This window comes from Luteibacter aegosomatissinici (assembly GCF_023078495.1).
Taxonomy (GTDB): domain Bacteria; phylum Pseudomonadota; class Gammaproteobacteria; order Xanthomonadales; family Rhodanobacteraceae; genus Luteibacter; species Luteibacter aegosomatissinici.
Genome location: NZ_CP095742.1, coordinates 1,146,363 through 1,163,624, shown reverse-complemented (window position 1 = coordinate 1,163,624; position 17,262 = coordinate 1,146,363). Strand labels below are relative to the sequence as shown.

The window sequence follows — 17,262 nt, the reverse complement described above, 5'->3', positions numbered from 1 at the left end:
TCCCGGGACTCGTGTTTACGGCTTGGTCGCCGCTTGGAGTTGTAGGTACATCGCGGATGCCGGCCCACGAGGGACCGGCACCCATGCCAGGCCTTAGAACTTCAGGCCGGCCTCACGAGCCGCTTCGGCGAGAGCCTTGATGCGACCGTGGTAACGGAAACCCGAGCGATCGAACGCGACGGCTTCGATACCGGCGGCCTTGGCGCGCTCGGCAACGATGCGGCCAACCGTGGTAGCGGCTTCGACGTTCTTCTTGCTCTTGAGGCCTTCGGCAACCGACTTCTGCACGGTCGAGGCAGCAGCCACGACGGTACCGTTCGGTGCAAAGACCTGGGCGTAAATGTGCTGACCGGTGCGGTGCACGCTCAGGCGGGCGACAGCGAGCTCACGGATGTGGGCGCGGGTCGACTTGGCGCGGCGCAGGCGGGATTCGTTCTTGTTCATCGTCTCGTCTCCAGGAAGCGGATAGGCCGATTAGGCCTTCTTGGCTTCCTTCAGGATGATCGTCTCGCCGGCATAACGGACGCCCTTGCCCTTGTAGGGCTCCGGCGAACGGAAAGCGCGGATCTTGGCTGCCACCTGGCCCACCAGCTGCTTGTCGGCACCCTTGATAAGGATTTCCGTCTGCGTCGGGACTTCGATGGTGATGCCTTCCGGCGCGTCGAAGACGACCGGGTGCGAGAAACCGAGGGACAGGTTAACGGCCTTGCCCTGCAGCTGCGCGCGGTAACCCACGCCGACCAGCTCGAGCTTCTTCTCGAAGCCGTTGGCAACGCCGGCAACCATGTTCGCGACGATCGCGCGAGCGGTACCGCCGAACTTGTCGTCAGCGCCATCGGCCAGAACGACCGTGGCCACGCCGTTTTCCTGCGAGAACGAAACGCCCGGCAGTTCGTGGGTGGTCAGGGTGCCCTTCGGGCCCTTGACGGAGACGGTGCCGTTGGCGACCGTGATTTCAACGCCCTTCGGGAGGGTGATGGGCTTCTTGGCTACACGTGACATGTCGGGACTCCTTACGCCACCTGGCCGATGACTTCGCCACCCAGACCCTTGGCGCGGGCCTGCGCGTCGGTCAGCAGACCGGCGGAGGTGGAGATGATCGAAATACCCAGGCCACCGAGGACCTTCGGCAGCTCGTCCTTGCCGCGGTAGACGCGGAGACCCGAACGGCTGACACGGGAAATGGATTCGATGGCCGGACGGCCTTCGAAGTACTTCAGCTTGATTTCGAGAACCGGCTTGCCGTTTTCATCGGCGACGCGGGCGTCCAGAACGTAGCCTTCGTTCTGCAGCAGCTGGGCAACGGCCAGCTTCATCTTCGACGACGGCATACGGACAACCGACTTGCCAGTGGCCTGGCTATTGCGGATGCGCGTAAACAGATCGGCGATGGGATCAGTCATGCTCATAGAAAAAACCCTTGAGAGTGCACCGATATCCGAATTACCGGAGATCTTTAAATTGTAAAGCCGACAAGACGTCGGTCTGCATTGCGCAGACCAACGACTATATCAGGCTGGAGCGGGTTGGGCAACTTCTGCCCAACCCCGACCCTGCCCCACCCTTCCGGGCGGGTACCGGGCTTATTACCAGCTGGCCTTGCGCAGGCCCGGGACGTCACCACGCATGGTGGCTTCGCGCAGCTTGTTGCGGCCGAGGCCGAACTTGCTGTACACGCCACGGGGACGACCGGTCAGGGCGCAGCGGTTGCGCTGACGCGACGGCGAAGCGTCACGCGGCAGCTTCTGCAGCTTGGTCTGGGCTTCCATCTTCTCGTCATACGAGGCGGTGGCGCTCAGGACGATCGCCTTCAGTTCGGCGCGCTTGGCGGCGTACTTCTTGGCGAGCTTGGAGCGCTTGAGGTCGCGCTCGATCATCGAGGTCTTAGCCATGTTCTACCTGGTAATCAGTTGCGGAACGGGAAGCTGAAGGCTTCCAGCAGTGCCTTGGCTTCTTCGTCGGACTTCGCAGTGGTGGTGATGGAGATATCCATACCGCGCAGCGCGTCGACCTGGTCGAAGTCGATTTCCGGGAAGATGATCTGTTCCTTGATGCCGAAGTTGTAGTTACCACGGCCATCGAATGCACGGCCCGACACGCCACGGAAGTCGCGGGTACGCGGCAGCGAGACGTTGATCAGGCGATCCAGGAACTCCCACATCTGGGCACGGCGCAGGGTGACCTTGCAACCGATCGGCCAGCCGTCGCGGATCTTGAACGATGCGACGGAGACGCGAGCCTTCGTGGTGACCGGCTTCTGGCCGGAGATCTTGGCCATGTCGGCCACGGCATTCTCGAGGATCTTCTTGTTACCGGCGGCTTCGCCGACGCCCATGTTGAGCGTGATCTTCGTGATGCGCGGGACCTGCATGACATTCTGGTAACCGAAGCGCTCAGTGAGCTTCTGCATTACCGACTCTTTGTAAAACGTTTCAAGACGGGTCATGACTTCGGTTCCTTACGCGTCGACAACTTCGCCCGAGACGAACACGCGCACCTTGCGCCCGTCTTCGAGCGTCTTGGTGCCCACGCGCTCGCCCTTGTTCGCGGCGGCGTTGAAGAGCTGGACGTTGGAGATATGGATCGCAGCTTCACGCTCGACGATACCGCCAGGCTGGTTGGCCTGGGGGTTCGGCTTGGTGTGACGCTTGACGAGGTTCACGTTCGAGACGACCACACGGTCGCCATCGACACGCAGCACATCGCCGCGCTGACCCTTGTTCTTGCCGGTGATCACGACGACGTGGTCACCCTTGCGGATACGGTTCATGGTCTGGCCTCCGCTCAGAGCACTTCGGGCGCGAGCGAGACGATCTTCATGAACTTCTCGCTGCGCAGCTCGCGGGTAACCGGCCCGAAGATACGGGTACCGATCGGCTCGAGCTTGTTGTTGAGGATGACGGCCGCGTTACCGTCGAAACGGATCACCGAGCCATCGGGGCGACGCACACCCTTGGCGGTACGAACCACCACGGCGTTGTAGACCTCACCCTTCTTGACCTTGCCGCGAGGAATGGCGTCCTTGATGGTCACCTTGATGACATCACCGACGCTGGCGTAACGGCGCTTCGAGCCGCCCAGCACCTTGATGCACATCATTTCCTTCGCACCGCTGTTATCAGCCGCGGAAAGCATGCTCTGTACTTGGATCATGGCAGCTCTCCTTAGACTTCAGCGCGCGTGACGATTTCGACCACGCGGTGATGCTTGGTCTTCGACAGCGGGCGGCACTCCGCGATACGCACCACGTCGCCCTCGTTCGCACCGGTCTCGTCATGTGCGTGGAGCTTGGTGGAGCGGCGGATGATCTTGCCCAGGAGCGGATGCTGCACCTGGCGCTCGATCAGCACCGTGACCGTGTTGGCCATCTTGTTGCTGGTGACGCGACCGACAAGGGTACGCGCCGCTTTCGTGTTATCGCTCATATCAGCCGTCCCTTACTTCTTCGCGCCGAGCACGAACTTCGTGCGGGCGATGTCGCGCCGAACGCGGCGCAGCTGGTGCGGCTGGGTGAGCTGGCCGGAGCCCTTCTGCATGCGCAGGTTGAACTGCTCCTTGCGAAGGTCCAGCAGATGCTGATTCAGCTCTTCCGCCGACTTGTCTTTGATTTCTTTGATGGCCATTACATCACCGCCCTGGACACGAACTGGGTCTGGACCGAGAGCTTGGCAGCGGCAAGGCGCATGGCCTCGCGTGCGGTCGCTTCGTCGACACCTTCGATTTCATAAAGCATGCGGCCCGGCTGGATCTCGGCGACCCAGAACTCGACGCCACCCTTACCGGCACCCATTCGGACTTCGATGGGCTTACGGGTGATCGGCTTGTCCGGGAACACGCGGATCCACAACTTGCCGCCGCGCTTGACGAAGCGGGTGATGCAACGACGGGCCGCTTCGATCTGGCGCGCGGTCAGCTGACCGTGCGTCGTCGCCTTGAGGCCGTATTCGCCGAAGCTCACGACGTTCGAGGTAAACGCCAGGCCGTCGTTGCGGCCCTTAAACATCTTGCGGAACTTGGTACGCTTTGGTTGCAACATGGCAACGCTCCTTACTTGGCAGAGCGCTCGCCACGCTCGCGGCGGTTTTCACCACCCTCGCGACGCGACGACTGCTGCGGCTGCTGATCTTCCTTCGACGCCTCGGCCGTGGCGGCCGCGAGGTCGAAGATCTCGCCCTTGTAGACCCACACCTTCACACCGATGATGCCGTACTGGGTCTTCGCTTCGGCGGTGCCGTAGTCGATATCAGCGCGGAGGGTGTGGAGCGGCACGCGACCTTCACGAGCCCACTCGGAGCGCGCGATCTCGGCGCCGTTCAGACGGCCGGAGACGTTGATCTTGATGCCCAGGGCGCCGAGGCGCATGGCGTTGCCAACCGAACGCTTCATGGCACGACGGAACATGATGCGGCGCTCGAGCTGCTGCGCGATCGACTCGGCAACCAGCTGTGCGTCGAGTTCCGGCTTGCGGACTTCGCTGACGTTGATGTGCGTCGGGACGCCCATCATGTCGGTGACTTCCTTACGAAGCTTCTCGATGTCTTCACCCTTCTTGCCGATCACCACGCCCGGACGGGCGGTGTGGATCGTCACGCGGGCGGTCTTGGCCGGGCGCTCGATCTGGATCTTCGAGATACCCGCGGCGGCGAGCTTCTTGCGCAGCATCTCGCGGACCTTGAGGTCGGCAGCGAGGTACTGGGCGTACTCACCCTTATTGGCGTACCACTTCGAGTTCCAGTCCTTGGCAATGCCGAGGCGGATACCGGTGGGATGAACTTTATGACCCATCGTCTCTTACCCCAGTCAGTTACCAACAACCACAGTGATGTGGCTGGTGCGCTTCAGGATGCGCGAACCGCGGCCTTTGGCGCGGGCGTACATGCGCTTCATCGCCTGACCTTCGTCGACGAAAATGCGCGTGACCTTCAGCTCATCCACGTCGGCGCCGAGATTGTTCTCAGCGTTGGCGACGGCGGACAGCAGCACCTTGCGGACAAGGTGGGCGGCCTTCTTGTTGGTGTAGGCAAGCGTGTCGCTGGCCCGGCCGACGGGCATGCCGCGGACCAGGTCTGCCACCAGGCGTGCCTTCTGCGCCGAGATGCGGGCGCCACGCAGGATCGCTTTGGCTTCAGTGCTCATCACTTGCCCTTCTTATCGCCGGCGTGGCCCTTGTAGGTGCGGGTCACCGCGAACTCGCCGAGCTTGTGCCCGACCATGTTCTCGTTGATAAGCACCGGCACGTGCTGGCGGCCGTTGTGGATGGCGATGGTCAGACCGACCATCTCCGGCAGGATCATCGAGCGACGCGACCAGGTCTTGATCGGACGCTTGTTATTGGCGGAAACGGCGGCTTCCACCTTCTTTACGAGGTGCAGGTCAACGAACGGACCTTTCTTTAGAGAGCGCGGCATGATCGTTTCCTAATTACTTGCGACGACGCACGATGAACTGCTGGGTGCGCTTGTTGTTGCGCGTCTTGTAACCCTTGGTCGGCGTGCCCCACGGGCTGACCGGATGACGGCCGCCGGAGGTACGGCCTTCACCACCGCCGTGCGGATGGTCGACCGGGTTCATGACAACGCCGCGGACGGTCGGACGGATGCCCTTCCAACGCTTAGCACCGGCCTTGCCGAGCTTGCGGAGGCTGTGCTCCGAATTGCCGACTTCACCGATGGTGGCGCGGCATTCGACCGGGACGCGGCGCATTTCGCCGGAGCGAAGACGCAGCGTGGCGTAACCCTGCTCGCGAGCGACCAGCTGGACCGAAGCGCCGGCCGAACGCGCGATCTGCGCACCCTTGCCCGGCTTCATTTCGATGCAGTGGATCGTCGAACCGACCGGGATCGAACGAAGCGGCAGGCAGTTGCCCGGCTTGATCGGCGAGTCGGAACCCGACACGAGACGGTCGCCCACCGCCACGCCCTTCGGCGCGATGATGTAGCGGCGCTCGCCATCGGCGTAGCACAGCAGCGCGATGTGCGCGGTGCGGTTCGGATCGTATTCCAGGCGCTCGACAACGGCGGCAATGCCTTCCTTGTCACGCTTGAAATCGATGATGCGGTAAGCCTGCTTGTGACCGCCGCCGCGATGACGCGTGGTGATGCGACCAAAATGGTTGCGACCGCCGGTCTTCGACTGCGATTCGGTCAGGGCGGCGTACGGCGCGCCCTTGTGCAGACCCTCGGTCCGCACGCTGACTGCGTCGCGGCGGCCCGGGGAGGTCGGCTTGTGAGTGATCAGTGCCATCTCAATTCAACTCCTGGCTCAGGCCTTGGCCGACACGTCGATCGTGTGGCCATCGGCGAGGCGCACGTAAGCCTTACGCTTGCCCTGGCGGTTGCCAGTGCGGAAGCGGAACGACTTCACCTTGCCCTTGGTGTTCACGAGGTTCACGTCCACGACCTTGACGTCGAAGAGCTGCTCGACCGCGGCTGCCACGTCGGCCTTGGTGGCCTCCGGAGCAACGATGAACACATACTGGTTGTGCTCTGCGAGGCGGGCCGCTTTCTCGGAGATATGCGGCGCGCGAAGCGTGTTGAGCGTGCGTTCGGTGGTCATGCGAGCCACTCCTCGACCTTCTTGACCGCGTCCACCGTCATGACGACGTAGTCGCTACCGACCAGGCTGACCGGGTTCAGGGCCAGCACGTCGACGACGTGGATGTACGGAATGTTGCGGGCGGACAGGTACAGCGCCTCGGTGGCGTCTTCCGACACCAGCAGGACACGACCCTTGACTTCGAGCTCGGCCAGCTTGGCGATCATCGCCTTGGTGCTTGCCTTCTCGATCGACAGTTCGGAGACGACCTTCAGGCGATCCTGACGGTTCAGCTCGGCAATGATCGAACGGATCGCAACGCGATAAGCCTTGCGGTTGACCTTCTGCTCGAAGCTGCGCGGCTTGGCCGCGAACGTCACACCGCCGCCGACAAAGATCGGAGCACGGTAGTCGCCGTGACGGGCGCCGCCGCCCTTCTGCTTCTTGAACTTCTTCGTGGTACCCGACAGTTCACCGCGCGACAGCTGCGCCTTGGTGCCTGCACGACCGCCAGCCTGGTAGGCAGTGACGACCTGGTGCACGAGGGCCTTCTTGTACTCGCCGCCGAACACTTCGTCCGAGACGGTGAGCGACTTGGCGCCAATAACGTTAAGTTCCATGGCGTCTCTCCTCAACCCTTGGTCGTCGGACGGATCACGACGTCGCCACCCGGCGCGCCCGGGACGGCGCCCTTGATCGCGATGAGGTGACGTTCGGCGTCGACCTTGACCACTTCGAGGCCCTGCACGGTGCGGTTGACCGCGCCCATGTGGCCCGCCATCTTCTTGCCAGGGAACACGCGGCCCGGCGTCTGACGCTGGCCGATCGAGCCCGGGGCGCGATGCGACAGCGAGTTACCGTGCGTGGCGTCGCCCATCTTGAAGTGGTGACGCTTGATGGTGCCCTGGAAGCCCTTGCCCTTCGAGACGCCAGCGACGTCGACGGTCTGGCCCACAGCGAACACCGCTTCCGCGGTCAGCTCGGCGCCAACTTCGTACTTGCCAGCTTCGTCCGCGTTCAGGCGGAATTCCCACAGACCACGGCCCGGCTCAACCTTGGCCTTGGCGTAGTGACCCTTTTCCGGGTTCGTCAGCAGCGAAGCGCGCTTGGCGCCAGCCGTGACCTGGACGGCGTTGTAGCCGTCAACTTCGACCGTCTTCACCTGGGTCACACGATTCGGGGTCGCTTCAATCAGCGTCACCGGAATCGAACGACCATCTTCAGTGAAGAGACGGCTCATGCCGCACTTGCGGCCAACCAGTCCGATACTCATCTTCGTATCCTTTTATCCGCTCAGCCCAGCTTGATCTGCACGTCGACGCCGGCAGCAAGATCGAGCTTCATGAGCGCGTCCACGGTCTTGTCATTCGGGTCGACGATGTCCAGAACGCGCTTGTGCGTACGGGTCTCGTACTGGTCGCGGGCATCTTTGTCGACGTGCGGCGACACCAGAATGGTGTAGCGCTCAATCTTGGTCGGCAGCGGGATCGGGCCGAGGACCGTAGCGCCAGTGCGCTTGGCCGTCTCGACGATTTCGCTGGCCGAACGATCGATCAGGCGATGATCGAACGCCTTGAGCCGGATGCGAATCTTTTGGTTCGCCATAAAACCGTGTCCTGTTATCGAAAGAACGTTCTTGTGATTCGGAATGGCTTCTCGCCACTCCGCACAACCCAGGTATTGCGTGTTACAGGTGCCGCAACGGGCCGCCCGGAAACGCCGCGAAGCGCCCTGAACGACCCGAAATAGTCAGGCAGGCCGCAAAAACGACCCGCCAAGACGAAAAAGTATAGAACGCACAACGCAGTAGGTCAACAGAGCTCGCGCCCCGTGGCCCATGGTGTGGCATCCTATCCGGCTTCCCTGCCTGCGAACTCGAAGCGCATTCCATGCACCTCATTTCGCGTGGTCCTGGCGCCGAGAAGGCACTCAGGGGATATAGCCCGACGAGTATAGCCGGGCAGTTTTGAAATAGGAAGCCCTTCTGGCTAAAAATTAGCCAAAAAAAAGCGGGGGCTTTCGCCCCCGCCTTTATTACCCCTAAGGGTAAGCAGCTTACGCCGTGACCTTCGAGACCACGCCGGCGCCGACGGTGCGGCCGCCTTCGCGGATAGCGAAGCGCAGGCCTTCGTCCATGGCGATCGGGTGGATCAGCGTGACAGCCATCTTCACGTTGTCGCCCGGCATCACCATCTCAACGCCTTCCGGCAGCTTGATCGCGCCGGTGACGTCGGTGGTACGGAAGTAGAACTGCGGACGGTAGTTGTTGAAGAACGGGGTGTGACGGCCACCTTCGTCCTTCGACAGCACGTACACCTCGGCTTCGAACTGGGTGTGCGGCTTGATCGTGCCCGGCTTGGCCAGCACCTGGCCGCGCTGCACGTCGTCACGCTTCAGGCCACGGAGCAGGAGACCGGCGTTGTCGCCAGCCTGACCCTGGTCAAGCAGCTTGCGGAACATTTCGACGCCCGTGACCGTGGTCTTCTGGGTATCGCGGATGCCGACGACTTCGATTTCTTCGCCGACCTTGATGACGCCGCGCTCGATACGACCGGTCACGACGGTGCCGCGGCCCGAGATCGAGAACACGTCTTCGACCGGCATCAGGAAGGTCTTGTCGACGTCACGCTCCGGGGTCGGGATCCAGGTGTCGAGCGCATCAACCAGGTTGATGATCGCCGGCACGCCGATTTCCGACTGGTCGCCTTCGAGCGCGAGACGGGCCGAGCCCTTCACGATCGGGGTTTCGTCGCCCGGGAAGTCGTACTTCGACAGCAGTTCGCGAACTTCCATCTCGACGAGCTCCATAAGCTCGGCGTCGTCGACCATGTCGGCCTTGTTCAGGAACACCAGGATGTACGGCACGCCGACCTGACGCGAGAGCAGGATGTGCTCACGGGTCTGCGGCATCGGGCCGTCAGCGGCCGAGCACACCAGGATCGCGCCGTCCATCTGGGCGGCACCGGTGATCATGTTCTTGACGTAGTCAGCGTGGCCCGGGCAATCGACGTGCGCGTAGTGACGCGTGGCCGATTCGTATTCCACGTGGGCGGTCGAGATCGTGATGCCACGAGCCTTCTCTTCCGGAGCCGCGTCGATCTGGTCGTAGCCCTTGAACTCGCCACCGAAGCGCTCGGCGCCGATCTTGGTGAGAGCGGCGGTCAGCGTGGTCTTGCCGTGGTCGACGTGGCCGATGGTGCCGACGTTGACGTGCGGCTTGTTACGCTCAAACTTACCCTTTGCCATGACTTGGAACCTCTAAAGAACGTTGAATGGGGGGAATGAAGAAGCCCTATCAGGACTTCTTCATGACCTCGTCGGCGATGTTCTTCGGCGCCGGCTCGTAGTGGTCGAATTCCATGGTGAACGTGGCGCGGCCCTGGGTCTGCGAACGCAGCGACGTGGCGTAACCGAACATTTCACCCAGCGGGATCATCGCGTTGACGGTCTTGCCCGACGGGGTTTCTTCCTGGCCCGTGAGCATGCCGCGACGACGGCTGATATCGCCCATGACGTCACCGACGTAGTCTTCCGGCGTCACGACTTCGACCTTCATGATCGGCTCGAGCAGCACCGGCTGCGCCTTCGAGAAGCCCTGCTTGAAGGCCATCGATGCGGCGAGCTTGAACGCCATTTCCGACGAGTCAACGTCGTGGTACGAACCGAAGACGAGCTTGACCTTCACGCCCACCACCGGGAAGCCGGCAAGCGGACCCGCGGTGATCGTTTCGCGGAGGCCCTTTTCAACCGACGGGATGAATTCCTTCGGAATCACACCACCCGTGATGTCATTGATGAACAGGAAGTCGTCCTTGATACCAGCGGCGATCTTCTCGTCCGCACGATCGGCATCCGAGATCGGTGACATTTCGATCACGACGTGACCGTACTGACCCTTACCACCCGACTGCTTGGCGTGCTTGTAGTCCGACTTGACGTCCGAAGCCTGGATCGTTTCGCGGTAAGCCACCTGCGGCTTGCCCACGTTGGCTTCGACGTTGAACTCGCGCTTCATGCGGTCCACCAGGATGTCCAGGTGAAGCTCGCCCATGCCCGAGATGATGGTCTGGCCCGATTCTTCGTCCGTACGGACGCGGAACGACGGATCTTCCGCAGCCAGACGGCCGAGGGCGATACCCATCTTTTCCTGGTCCGACTTGGTCTTCGGCTCCACCGCCATCGAGATCACCGGCTCCGGGAACGACATGCGCTCGAGGGTGATGATGTGATCCTGGGCGCAAAGCGTGTCACCGGTCGTGACGTCCTTCAGGCCGACCGCCGCGGCGATATCGCCAGCGCGGACTTCCTTCAGCTCGTGACGCTCGTTGGCATGCATCTGCAGGATGCGGCCGATGCGCTCCTTCTTCGACTTGACCGGGTTGTACACCTGGTCACCGGCGTTCAGCGTGCCCGAGTAGACACGGAAGAACGTCAGCGCGCCGACGAACGGGTCGGTCATGATCTTGAACGCCAGGGCGGAGAACGGCGCGTCATCCTTGGCCGGACGGGTATCCGGCTGCTCGTCTTCGTTCACACCTTCGACCGGCGGGCGGTCGATGGGCGACGGGAGCAGGTTGACGACGGCGTCGAGCATCGCCTGGACGCCCTTGTTCTTGAACGCGGTACCGCAGAACACCGGGATGATCTCGCTGCGCAGGGTACGCAGGCGCAGACCTTCGATGATCTCGGCCTCGGTCAGCTCTTCGCCGCCCAGGTACTTGTCCATCATCTCTTCCGTGGCTTCAGCCGCGGCTTCGATCATGGCGGTACGGTCGGCTTCAGCCTTCTCGACCAGGTCGGCCGGGATATCGACGTACTCGAACTTCATGCCCTGGGACTCCATGTCCCACTTGATGGCCTTCATCTTGAGCAGATCGACCACGCCTTCGAAGTTGTCTTCGGCGCCGATCGGCACCTGCATCGGCACCGGGTTGGCGGCGAGGCGCGACTTCAGCTGGTCGACGACCTTGTAGAAGTTGGCACCCGTGCGGTCCATCTTGTTGACGAACGCAAGGCGCGGCACCTTGTAACGGTTAGCCTGGCGCCAGACGGTTTCCGACTGCGGCTGCACACCACCCACCGCGCAGAGCACGAACACCGCACCATCGAGCACGCGGAGCGAACGCTCCACTTCGATGGTGAAGTCCACGTGTCCCGGGGTGTCGATGATGTTGAAACGGTGCTCGGGCAGCGAACGGTCCATACCCTTCCAGAACGCCGTGGTGGCGGCGGAAGTGATGGTGATACCGCGTTCCTGCTCCTGCTCCATCCAGTCCATCGTCGCAGCGCCGTCGTGCACCTCGCCAATCTTGTGACTGACACCGGTGTAGAACAGGATGCGCTCCGTCGTGGTGGTCTTGCCGGCATCGATGTGAGCCATGATGCCGAAGTTGCGGTAGCGCTCGATGGGAGTGGTGCGTGCCACGGTCTTTCCTCAGATCTTTGAAGCTGGGGGGATTACCAGCGGTAATGCGAGAAGGCCTTGTTGGCCTCTGCCATGCGGTGCGTTTCTTCGCGCTTCTTGACGGCGCCGCCGCGGGACTCGGAAGCCTCCAGCAGCTCGGCAGCCAGCTTGCGCGGCATCGAGGTTTCGCCACGCTTGCGGGCGGCATCGATGACCCAGCGCATGGCAAGCGCCATACGACGGCCCGGACGGACTTCGACCGGCACCTGGTACGTAGCACCGCCGACGCGGCGGGACTTCACTTCGACGGCCGGGGCGATATTGCCCAGGGCCTTTTCGACCAGCTGGACCGGCTCGGCGTGCTTCTCGCCAATGTGCTGGAGGGCACCGTAGACGATGGATTCAGCGACCGACTTCTTGCCGGATTTCATCACCATGTTGATGAAACGGGCGATCAGCTGGCTTCCGTGCTTCGGGTCCGGGAGGACGACACGGGCGGGATGGGAACCTTTACGCGACATATTCTGTGTCCTTCACTTAGCCTTTCGGGCGCTTGGCGCCGTACTTCGAGCGCGACTTGCGACGCTTGGTCACGCCCGCGCAGTCGAGGCTGCCGCGAACCGTGTGATAACGCACACCGGGGAGATCCTTGACGCGACCGCCACGGATCAGGACCACCGAGTGCTCCTGGAGGTTGTGACCTTCGCCACCGATGTAGCTGATGACTTCGAAACCGTTGGTGAGGCGCACCTTGGCAACCTTACGCAGCGCCGAGTTCGGCTTCTTCGGGGTGGTCGTATAAACGCGCGTGCAAACACCGCGGCGCTGCGGGCTGCTCTGCAGGGCCGGCGAGGCGCTCTTGTACGCCTTGGGGCTGCGGGATTTGCGCACCAACTGGTTGACTGTCGTCATGCGAAGCTATTCCTGAGAAACATAAAGGCAGACCGAAGACTCGGCCCGCCGTGTAAGCGATTTTGACGTGCGCCGCCGCGTTATGCGGCCGGCACCCATCGTCCTTGAATCCGAACACGAGGCGCATCCGTGCGCCTCATTTCGTATGTACGGGCGAAGCCCGTACGGGGCCTCACTCGGCGCTATCGTTGGACCCGGCGGGAGCCTCTTCGAACGAGACGGAGGAGCCCGAGCCCTGGAGGGTCTGCAGGTCCGCATCCGTCAGGCCGCTCTGGCTACGACGCGCAGCGTGGTAGGCCAGACCCGTACCCGCAGGGATTAGCCGCCCAACAATAACATTTTCCTTGAGGCCACGCAACGTATCACGGGTGCCGCGAACGGCCGCCTCGGTGAGGACGCGGGTGGTCTCCTGGAACGAGGCCGCCGAGATGAACGACTCGGTGGCGAGCGAGGCCTTGGTGATGCCGAGCAGGACCGATTCAAACTCGGTCGGACGCTCGCCACGCTTCTCGGCGCGCTCGTTCTCCTCGTTGATCCGGACGCGCTCCACCTGCTCACCGCGCAGGTAGGTGCTGTCGCCCGCTTCCGTGATCTCGACCTTGCGGAGCATCTGGCGAATGATCGCTTCGATGTGCTTGTCGTTGATCTTCACACCCTGGAGGCGGTAGACGTCCTGGATTTCCTTGACCAGGTAGCTGGCCAGCGGCTCGACACCCAGCAGGCGCAGGATGTCATGCGGATTCGGCTCGCCGTCCACGACGGTTTCGCCCTTCTCCACGTGCTCGCCTTCGAACACGATGACCTGGCGCCACTTGGGAATCAGCTCTTCGTGCTCGTTGCCGTCCGCATCCTTGATGATGAGACGCTGCTTGCCCTTGGTGTCCTTGCCGAAGCTCACGATACCCGAGCGCTCGGCGAGGATCGCCGGCTCCTTGGGCTTGCGGGCTTCGAACAGATCGGCCACGCGGGGCAGACCACCGGTGATGTCGCGGGTCTTCGAGGTTTCCTGCGGGATACGGGCAACCACGTCGCCCACGCCCACTTCGGCACCGTTCTGGATCGACACGATGGCGCCTGCCGGCAGGAAGTACTGGGCCGCGATGTCCGTACCCGGCAGCTTGAGCTCGCGGCCCTTGCTGTCTTCCAGGCGGACGATCGGGCGCAGATCCTTGGCCTGCGTACCACGACGCTTCGGATCGGTCACCACCGCCGACTCGAGGCCGGTCAGTTCGTCGGTCTGCGACTGGACGGTCACGCCATCGATGAAATCGATGAAGCGGACCACACCGGCCACTTCCGTGACGATCGGGTGGGTGTGCGGATCCCAGTTCGCGACGGTCTGGCCGGCCTTCACCGGGTCGCCGTCCTTCACTGCGATGGTCGCACCGTAAGGCACCTTGTAACGCTCGCGCTCGCGACCGTTGACGTCGATCACGCTGACTTCGCCCGAACGCGACACGGCCACGAGGTGACCGGCCGAGTGCTCGACCGACTTCAGGTTGTTGAACTTCAGCGAACCGGTGGTGCGGACGGTGACGTTATCCACGGCAGCGGCACGGGAAGCCGCACCACCGATATGGAACGTACGCATCGTCAGCTGGGTACCCGGCTCACCGATGGACTGTGCGGCGACCACGCCCACGGCCTCACCCATGTTCACCAGGTGACCACGGGCCAGGTCGCGGCCGTAGCACAGGGCGCACACGCCATGGCTGGCACGGCAGGTGATCGGCGAGCGCACCTTGATCAGCTGCACGCCAGCCTTGTCGAGCTTCTCGACCAGGCCTTCGTCAAGCAGCGTATCGCGGGTGACGATCGGCTCGTCGCCTTCGCCCGGGGCGTAGACGTCCTCGACGACCACGCGGCCCAGCACGCGCTCGCGCAGCGGCTCGACCACGTCACCGCCTTCAACGATCGGCGACATCATCACGCCATCTTCCGTGCCGCAATCGTGCTCGGTGATGACCACGTCCTGCGCCACGTCCACGAGACGGCGGGTCAGGTAACCCGAGTTCGCGGTCTTCAGCGCCGTATCCGCCAGGCCCTTACGGGCACCGTGGGTGGAGTTGAAGTACTGCAGCACGTTCAGGCCTTCGCGGAAGTTCGCCTTGATCGGCGTCTCGATGATCGAGCCGTCCGGGCGAGCCATGAGGCCGCGCATACCTGCCAGCTGGCGAATCTGGGCCGCGCTACCACGCGCACCCGAGTCGGCCATGATGTACAGCGAGTTCATGGACTTCTGGCTGACCTGCTTGCCTTCGGCATCGGTCACCTTCTCGGTACCGATACCGTCGATCATGGCCTTCGCGACGAGTTCGTTCGTACGCGACCAGATGTCGACGACCTTGTTGTAGCGCTCGCCGGCGGTCACGAGACCCGACTGGTACTGCTCCTGGATCTCGACGACTTCCTTCTCGGCTTCCTCGAGGATCGCCTTCTTCTCGCCCGGGATCTTCATGTCGTCGATACCGATGGAGATGCCGGCGCGCGTCGCGAAGCGGAAGCCGGTGTACATCAGCTTATCCGCGAACACGACCGATTCCTTGAGACCAAGCAGGCGGTAGCTCTGGTTGATCAGGCGCGAGATGTTCTTCTTGGTCAGCTCGACGTTCACCAGGGCGAACGGCAGGCCTTCCGGGATGATCTCGGCGAGCAGCGCACGGCCGACCGTGGTATCCACGATCTGCGTGCTGGCCGAACGGGTGCCGTCCTCGGCCAGCTCGAAGATGCGCACGCGCACCTTGACCTTGGCGTGGAGTTCGACCGCACGGTTGTCGTACGCACGGCGCACTTCACCGAGGTTCGCGAACACCATGCCTGCGCCCTTGGCATTCACCAGTTCGCGGGTCATGTAGTACAGGCCGAGCACGACGTCCTGCGACGGCACGATGATCGGCTCGCCGTTCGCCGGCGACAGCACGTTGTTCGACGACATCATGAGGGCACGGGCTTCGAGCTGCGCCTCGATCGAGAGCGGCACGTGGACGGCCATCTGGTCACCGTCGAAGTCGGCGTTGAATGCCGTACAGACGAGCGGGTGCAGCTGGATCGCCTTGCCTTCGATGAGGACCGGCTCGAACGCCTGGATGCCGAGACGGTGCAGCGTGGGCGCACGGTTCAGCATGACCGGATGTTCGCGGATCACCTCTTCCAGGATGTCCCACACCTGCGACTCTTCGCGCTCGACCAGCTTCTTGGCAGCCTTGATCGTGGTCGCTTCGCCGCGGGCCTGGAGCTTGGCGAAGATGAAGGGCTTGAACAGCTCAAGCGCCATCTTCTTCGGCAGGCCGCACTGGTGCAGGCGCAGGGTCGGGCCGACCACGATGACCGAACGGCCCGAGTAGTCGACGCGCTTGCCGAGCAGGTTCTGGCGGAAGCGGCCCTGCTTGCCCTTGATCATGTCGGCCAGCGACTTCAGCGCGCGCTTGTTCGTGCCGGTGATGGCACGGCCGCGGCGGCCGTTGTCGAGCAGCGCATCGACCGATTCCTGCAGCATGCGCTTCTCGTTGCGGACGATGATGTCCGGCGCAGCGAGTTCGAGCAGGCGCTTCAGGCGGTTGTTACGGTTGATGACGCGGCGGTACAGGTCGTTCAGGTCGGAGGTGGCGAAACGGCCACCATCCAGCGGGACGAGCGGACGCAGATCCGGCGGGAGCACCGGAAGCACGGTCAGCACCATCCACTCCGGCTTGTTGCCGGATTCCAGGAACGCTTCGATCAGCTTCACGCGCTTGGTGAGGCGCTTCAGCTTGGTTTCCGAATTGGTCGAGGCGATCTCTTCCTTCAGGCGAATGACTTCGCCCGGCAGGTCGAGGCTCTTCAGCAGCTCGTAGACGGCCTCGGCACCCATGCGGGCATCGAACTCGTCGCCGTGCTCTTCGGTGGCTTCCAGGTACTGGTCTTCGCTGAGCAGCTGGCCGCGCTCAAGCGCGGTCAGGCCCGGATCGATCACGACGAACGCTTCGAAGTACAGGATGCGCTCGATGTCACGCAGCGTCATGTCCAGCATGAGGCCGATGCGCGACGGCAGCGACTTCAGGAACCAGATGTGCGCGGTGGGGCTGGCCAGCTCGATGTGGCCCATGCGCTCACGACGGACCTTGGCCAGGGTGACCTCGGTACCGCACTTTTCGCACACGACGCCACGGTGCTTCATGCGCTTGTACTTGCCGCACAGGCACTCGTAGTCCTTGATCGGGCCAAAGATAGCCGCGCAGAACAGACCGTCACGCTCAGGCTTGAACGTGCGGTAGTTGATCGTTTCCGGCTTCTTCACTTCGCCGTACGACCAGGAACGGATCAGCTCCGGCGAAGCCAGGGCGATCTTGATCGCGTCGAAGTCCAGCGTCTGTCGCTGCTGGTTGAACAGATTGAGCAGGTCTTTCATGCGTAATCTCCGATAGCCGCGACGA

General features: G+C 62.8%; 23 protein-coding genes. All 23 read right to left on the bottom strand.

What is annotated here, in order from left to right:
• Positions 1 to 93: 93 nt before the first annotated feature.
• Positions 94 to 444, bottom strand: a complete 351-nt coding sequence (gene rplR / locus L2Y97_RS05180) for a 50S ribosomal protein L18 (protein WP_247433851.1) — start codon at positions 442 to 444, stop codon at positions 94 to 96.
• A 30-nt stretch (positions 445 to 474) separates the two neighbouring features.
• A complete protein-coding gene (rplF, locus tag L2Y97_RS05175; RefSeq protein WP_247433848.1) occupies positions 475 to 1,002 on the bottom strand; it encodes a 50S ribosomal protein L6 in 528 nt (175 codons plus the stop codon).
• An 11-nt stretch (positions 1,003 to 1,013) separates the two neighbouring features.
• A complete protein-coding gene (gene rpsH / locus L2Y97_RS05170) occupies positions 1,014 to 1,409 on the bottom strand; it encodes a 30S ribosomal protein S8 (RefSeq protein WP_247433845.1) in 396 nt (131 codons plus the stop codon).
• Between the two features lie 177 nt (positions 1,410 to 1,586).
• Positions 1,587 to 1,892, bottom strand: coding sequence for a 30S ribosomal protein S14 (rpsN, locus tag L2Y97_RS05165; RefSeq protein ID WP_247433841.1), 306 nt, complete (start codon positions 1,890 to 1,892; stop codon positions 1,587 to 1,589).
• Positions 1,893 to 1,906: 14 nt separating this feature from the next.
• Positions 1,907 to 2,446, bottom strand: coding sequence for a 50S ribosomal protein L5 (gene rplE, locus L2Y97_RS05160; protein ID WP_247433838.1), 540 nt, complete (start codon positions 2,444 to 2,446; stop codon positions 1,907 to 1,909).
• Between the two features lie 12 nt (positions 2,447 to 2,458).
• Complete coding sequence (gene rplX, locus L2Y97_RS05155; protein ID WP_247433835.1) at positions 2,459 to 2,770, bottom strand: 50S ribosomal protein L24; 312 nt, start codon at positions 2,768 to 2,770, stop codon at positions 2,459 to 2,461.
• Between the two features lie 14 nt (positions 2,771 to 2,784).
• Positions 2,785 to 3,153, bottom strand: a complete 369-nt coding sequence (rplN, locus tag L2Y97_RS05150; protein ID WP_029213886.1) for a 50S ribosomal protein L14 — start codon at positions 3,151 to 3,153, stop codon at positions 2,785 to 2,787.
• An 11-nt stretch (positions 3,154 to 3,164) separates the two neighbouring features.
• Positions 3,165 to 3,425 carry a 30S ribosomal protein S17 gene (rpsQ, locus tag L2Y97_RS05145; protein WP_247433832.1) on the bottom strand — a complete coding sequence of 87 codons (261 nt, stop codon included), beginning with the start codon at positions 3,423 to 3,425 and terminating at the stop codon, positions 3,165 to 3,167.
• Between the two features lie 12 nt (positions 3,426 to 3,437).
• Positions 3,438 to 3,623: a 50S ribosomal protein L29 gene (gene rpmC / locus L2Y97_RS05140; RefSeq protein ID WP_167022098.1), complete on the bottom strand. Its 186-nt coding sequence runs from the start codon at positions 3,621 to 3,623 to the stop codon at positions 3,438 to 3,440.
• Positions 3,623 to 4,036 (bottom strand): 50S ribosomal protein L16, encoded by a 414-nt coding sequence (gene rplP / locus L2Y97_RS05135; RefSeq protein WP_247333719.1) that lies wholly within the window; start codon positions 4,034 to 4,036, stop codon positions 3,623 to 3,625. Before rplP ends, rpmC begins: the two co-directional genes overlap by 1 nt.
• Before the next feature lie 11 nt (positions 4,037 to 4,047).
• Positions 4,048 to 4,785: a 30S ribosomal protein S3 gene (gene rpsC, locus L2Y97_RS05130; RefSeq protein WP_247433830.1), complete on the bottom strand. Its 738-nt coding sequence runs from the start codon at positions 4,783 to 4,785 to the stop codon at positions 4,048 to 4,050.
• 15 nt (positions 4,786 to 4,800) lie between these two features.
• Entirely contained in the window at positions 4,801 to 5,136 is a 336-nt protein-coding gene (gene rplV / locus L2Y97_RS05125) for a 50S ribosomal protein L22 (RefSeq protein WP_045831128.1), read from the bottom strand.
• Positions 5,136 to 5,408 carry a 30S ribosomal protein S19 gene (gene rpsS / locus L2Y97_RS05120; protein ID WP_029213892.1) on the bottom strand — a complete coding sequence of 91 codons (273 nt, stop codon included), beginning with the start codon at positions 5,406 to 5,408 and terminating at the stop codon, positions 5,136 to 5,138. The genes rplV and rpsS overlap by 1 nt, the downstream gene beginning before the upstream one ends.
• Positions 5,409 to 5,421: 13 nt before the next feature.
• A complete protein-coding gene (gene rplB / locus L2Y97_RS05115) occupies positions 5,422 to 6,243 on the bottom strand; it encodes a 50S ribosomal protein L2 (RefSeq protein ID WP_247433827.1) in 822 nt (273 codons plus the stop codon).
• 18 nt (positions 6,244 to 6,261) lie between these two features.
• Complete coding sequence (gene rplW / locus L2Y97_RS05110) at positions 6,262 to 6,555, bottom strand: 50S ribosomal protein L23 (protein WP_247433825.1); 294 nt, start codon at positions 6,553 to 6,555, stop codon at positions 6,262 to 6,264.
• On the bottom strand, positions 6,552 to 7,154 hold the full coding sequence (rplD, locus tag L2Y97_RS05105; protein ID WP_247433822.1) for a 50S ribosomal protein L4: 603 nt from the start codon (positions 7,152 to 7,154) through the stop codon (positions 6,552 to 6,554). Before rplD ends, rplW begins: the two co-directional genes overlap by 4 nt.
• Before the next feature lie 11 nt (positions 7,155 to 7,165).
• Positions 7,166 to 7,807 (bottom strand): 50S ribosomal protein L3, encoded by a 642-nt coding sequence (rplC, locus tag L2Y97_RS05100; RefSeq protein WP_247433819.1) that lies wholly within the window; start codon positions 7,805 to 7,807, stop codon positions 7,166 to 7,168.
• Positions 7,808 to 7,827: 20 nt separating this feature from the next.
• On the bottom strand, positions 7,828 to 8,139 hold the full coding sequence (gene rpsJ / locus L2Y97_RS05095) for a 30S ribosomal protein S10 (protein ID WP_014402136.1): 312 nt from the start codon (positions 8,137 to 8,139) through the stop codon (positions 7,828 to 7,830).
• A gap of 450 nt (positions 8,140 to 8,589) precedes the next feature.
• Complete coding sequence (tuf, locus tag L2Y97_RS05090; RefSeq protein WP_247433817.1) at positions 8,590 to 9,780, bottom strand: elongation factor Tu; 1,191 nt, start codon at positions 9,778 to 9,780, stop codon at positions 8,590 to 8,592.
• Positions 9,781 to 9,829: 49 nt separating this feature from the next.
• Positions 9,830 to 11,959, bottom strand: a complete 2,130-nt coding sequence (fusA, locus tag L2Y97_RS05085; RefSeq protein WP_247433815.1) for an elongation factor G — start codon at positions 11,957 to 11,959, stop codon at positions 9,830 to 9,832.
• A gap of 32 nt (positions 11,960 to 11,991) precedes the next feature.
• Positions 11,992 to 12,459 carry a 30S ribosomal protein S7 gene (gene rpsG, locus L2Y97_RS05080; protein ID WP_036115503.1) on the bottom strand — a complete coding sequence of 156 codons (468 nt, stop codon included), beginning with the start codon at positions 12,457 to 12,459 and terminating at the stop codon, positions 11,992 to 11,994.
• Between the two features lie 16 nt (positions 12,460 to 12,475).
• Complete coding sequence (gene rpsL / locus L2Y97_RS05075; protein WP_045829438.1) at positions 12,476 to 12,850, bottom strand: 30S ribosomal protein S12; 375 nt, start codon at positions 12,848 to 12,850, stop codon at positions 12,476 to 12,478.
• A 172-nt stretch (positions 12,851 to 13,022) separates the two neighbouring features.
• On the bottom strand, positions 13,023 to 17,237 hold the full coding sequence (gene rpoC / locus L2Y97_RS05070; RefSeq protein ID WP_247433813.1) for a DNA-directed RNA polymerase subunit beta': 4,215 nt from the start codon (positions 17,235 to 17,237) through the stop codon (positions 13,023 to 13,025).
• Positions 17,238 to 17,262 lie beyond the last annotated feature (25 nt).

Coding starts and splice junctions, on each gene's coding strand:
- rplR (WP_247433851.1), bottom strand. CDS start 444: ATGAACAAGAACGAATCCCGCCTGCGCCGCGCCAAGTCGACCCGCGCC.
- rplF (WP_247433848.1), bottom strand. CDS start 1,002: ATGTCACGTGTAGCCAAGAAGCCCATCACCCTCCCGAAGGGCGTTGAA.
- rpsH (WP_247433845.1), bottom strand. CDS start 1,409: ATGAGCATGACTGATCCCATCGCCGATCTGTTTACGCGCATCCGCAAT.
- rpsN (WP_247433841.1), bottom strand. CDS start 1,892: ATGGCTAAGACCTCGATGATCGAGCGCGACCTCAAGCGCTCCAAGCTC.
- rplE (WP_247433838.1), bottom strand. CDS start 2,446: ATGACCCGTCTTGAAACGTTTTACAAAGAGTCGGTAATGCAGAAGCTC.
- rplX (WP_247433835.1), bottom strand. CDS start 2,770: ATGAACCGTATCCGCAAGGGTGACCACGTCGTCGTGATCACCGGCAAG.
- rplN (WP_029213886.1), bottom strand. CDS start 3,153: ATGATCCAAGTACAGAGCATGCTTTCCGCGGCTGATAACAGCGGTGCG.
- rpsQ (WP_247433832.1), bottom strand. CDS start 3,425: ATGAGCGATAACACGAAAGCGGCGCGTACCCTTGTCGGTCGCGTCACC.
- rpmC (WP_167022098.1), bottom strand. CDS start 3,623: ATGGCCATCAAAGAAATCAAAGACAAGTCGGCGGAAGAGCTGAATCAG.
- rplP (WP_247333719.1), bottom strand. CDS start 4,036: ATGTTGCAACCAAAGCGTACCAAGTTCCGCAAGATGTTTAAGGGCCGC.
- rpsC (WP_247433830.1), bottom strand. CDS start 4,785: ATGGGTCATAAAGTTCATCCCACCGGTATCCGCCTCGGCATTGCCAAG.
- rplV (WP_045831128.1), bottom strand. CDS start 5,136: ATGAGCACTGAAGCCAAAGCGATCCTGCGTGGCGCCCGCATCTCGGCG.
- rpsS (WP_029213892.1), bottom strand. CDS start 5,408: ATGCCGCGCTCTCTAAAGAAAGGTCCGTTCGTTGACCTGCACCTCGTA.
- rplB (WP_247433827.1), bottom strand. CDS start 6,243: ATGGCACTGATCACTCACAAGCCGACCTCCCCGGGCCGCCGCGACGCA.
- rplW (WP_247433825.1), bottom strand. CDS start 6,555: ATGACCACCGAACGCACGCTCAACACGCTTCGCGCGCCGCATATCTCC.
- rplD (WP_247433822.1), bottom strand. CDS start 7,154: ATGGAACTTAACGTTATTGGCGCCAAGTCGCTCACCGTCTCGGACGAA.
- rplC (WP_247433819.1), bottom strand. CDS start 7,807: ATGAGTATCGGACTGGTTGGCCGCAAGTGCGGCATGAGCCGTCTCTTC.
- rpsJ (WP_014402136.1), bottom strand. CDS start 8,139: ATGGCGAACCAAAAGATTCGCATCCGGCTCAAGGCGTTCGATCATCGC.
- tuf (WP_247433817.1), bottom strand. CDS start 9,780: ATGGCAAAGGGTAAGTTTGAGCGTAACAAGCCGCACGTCAACGTCGGC.
- rpsG (WP_036115503.1), bottom strand. CDS start 12,459: ATGTCGCGTAAAGGTTCCCATCCCGCCCGTGTCGTCCTCCCGGACCCG.
- rpsL (WP_045829438.1), bottom strand. CDS start 12,850: ATGACGACAGTCAACCAGTTGGTGCGCAAATCCCGCAGCCCCAAGGCG.
- rpoC (WP_247433813.1), bottom strand. CDS start 17,237: ATGAAAGACCTGCTCAATCTGTTCAACCAGCAGCGACAGACGCTGGAC.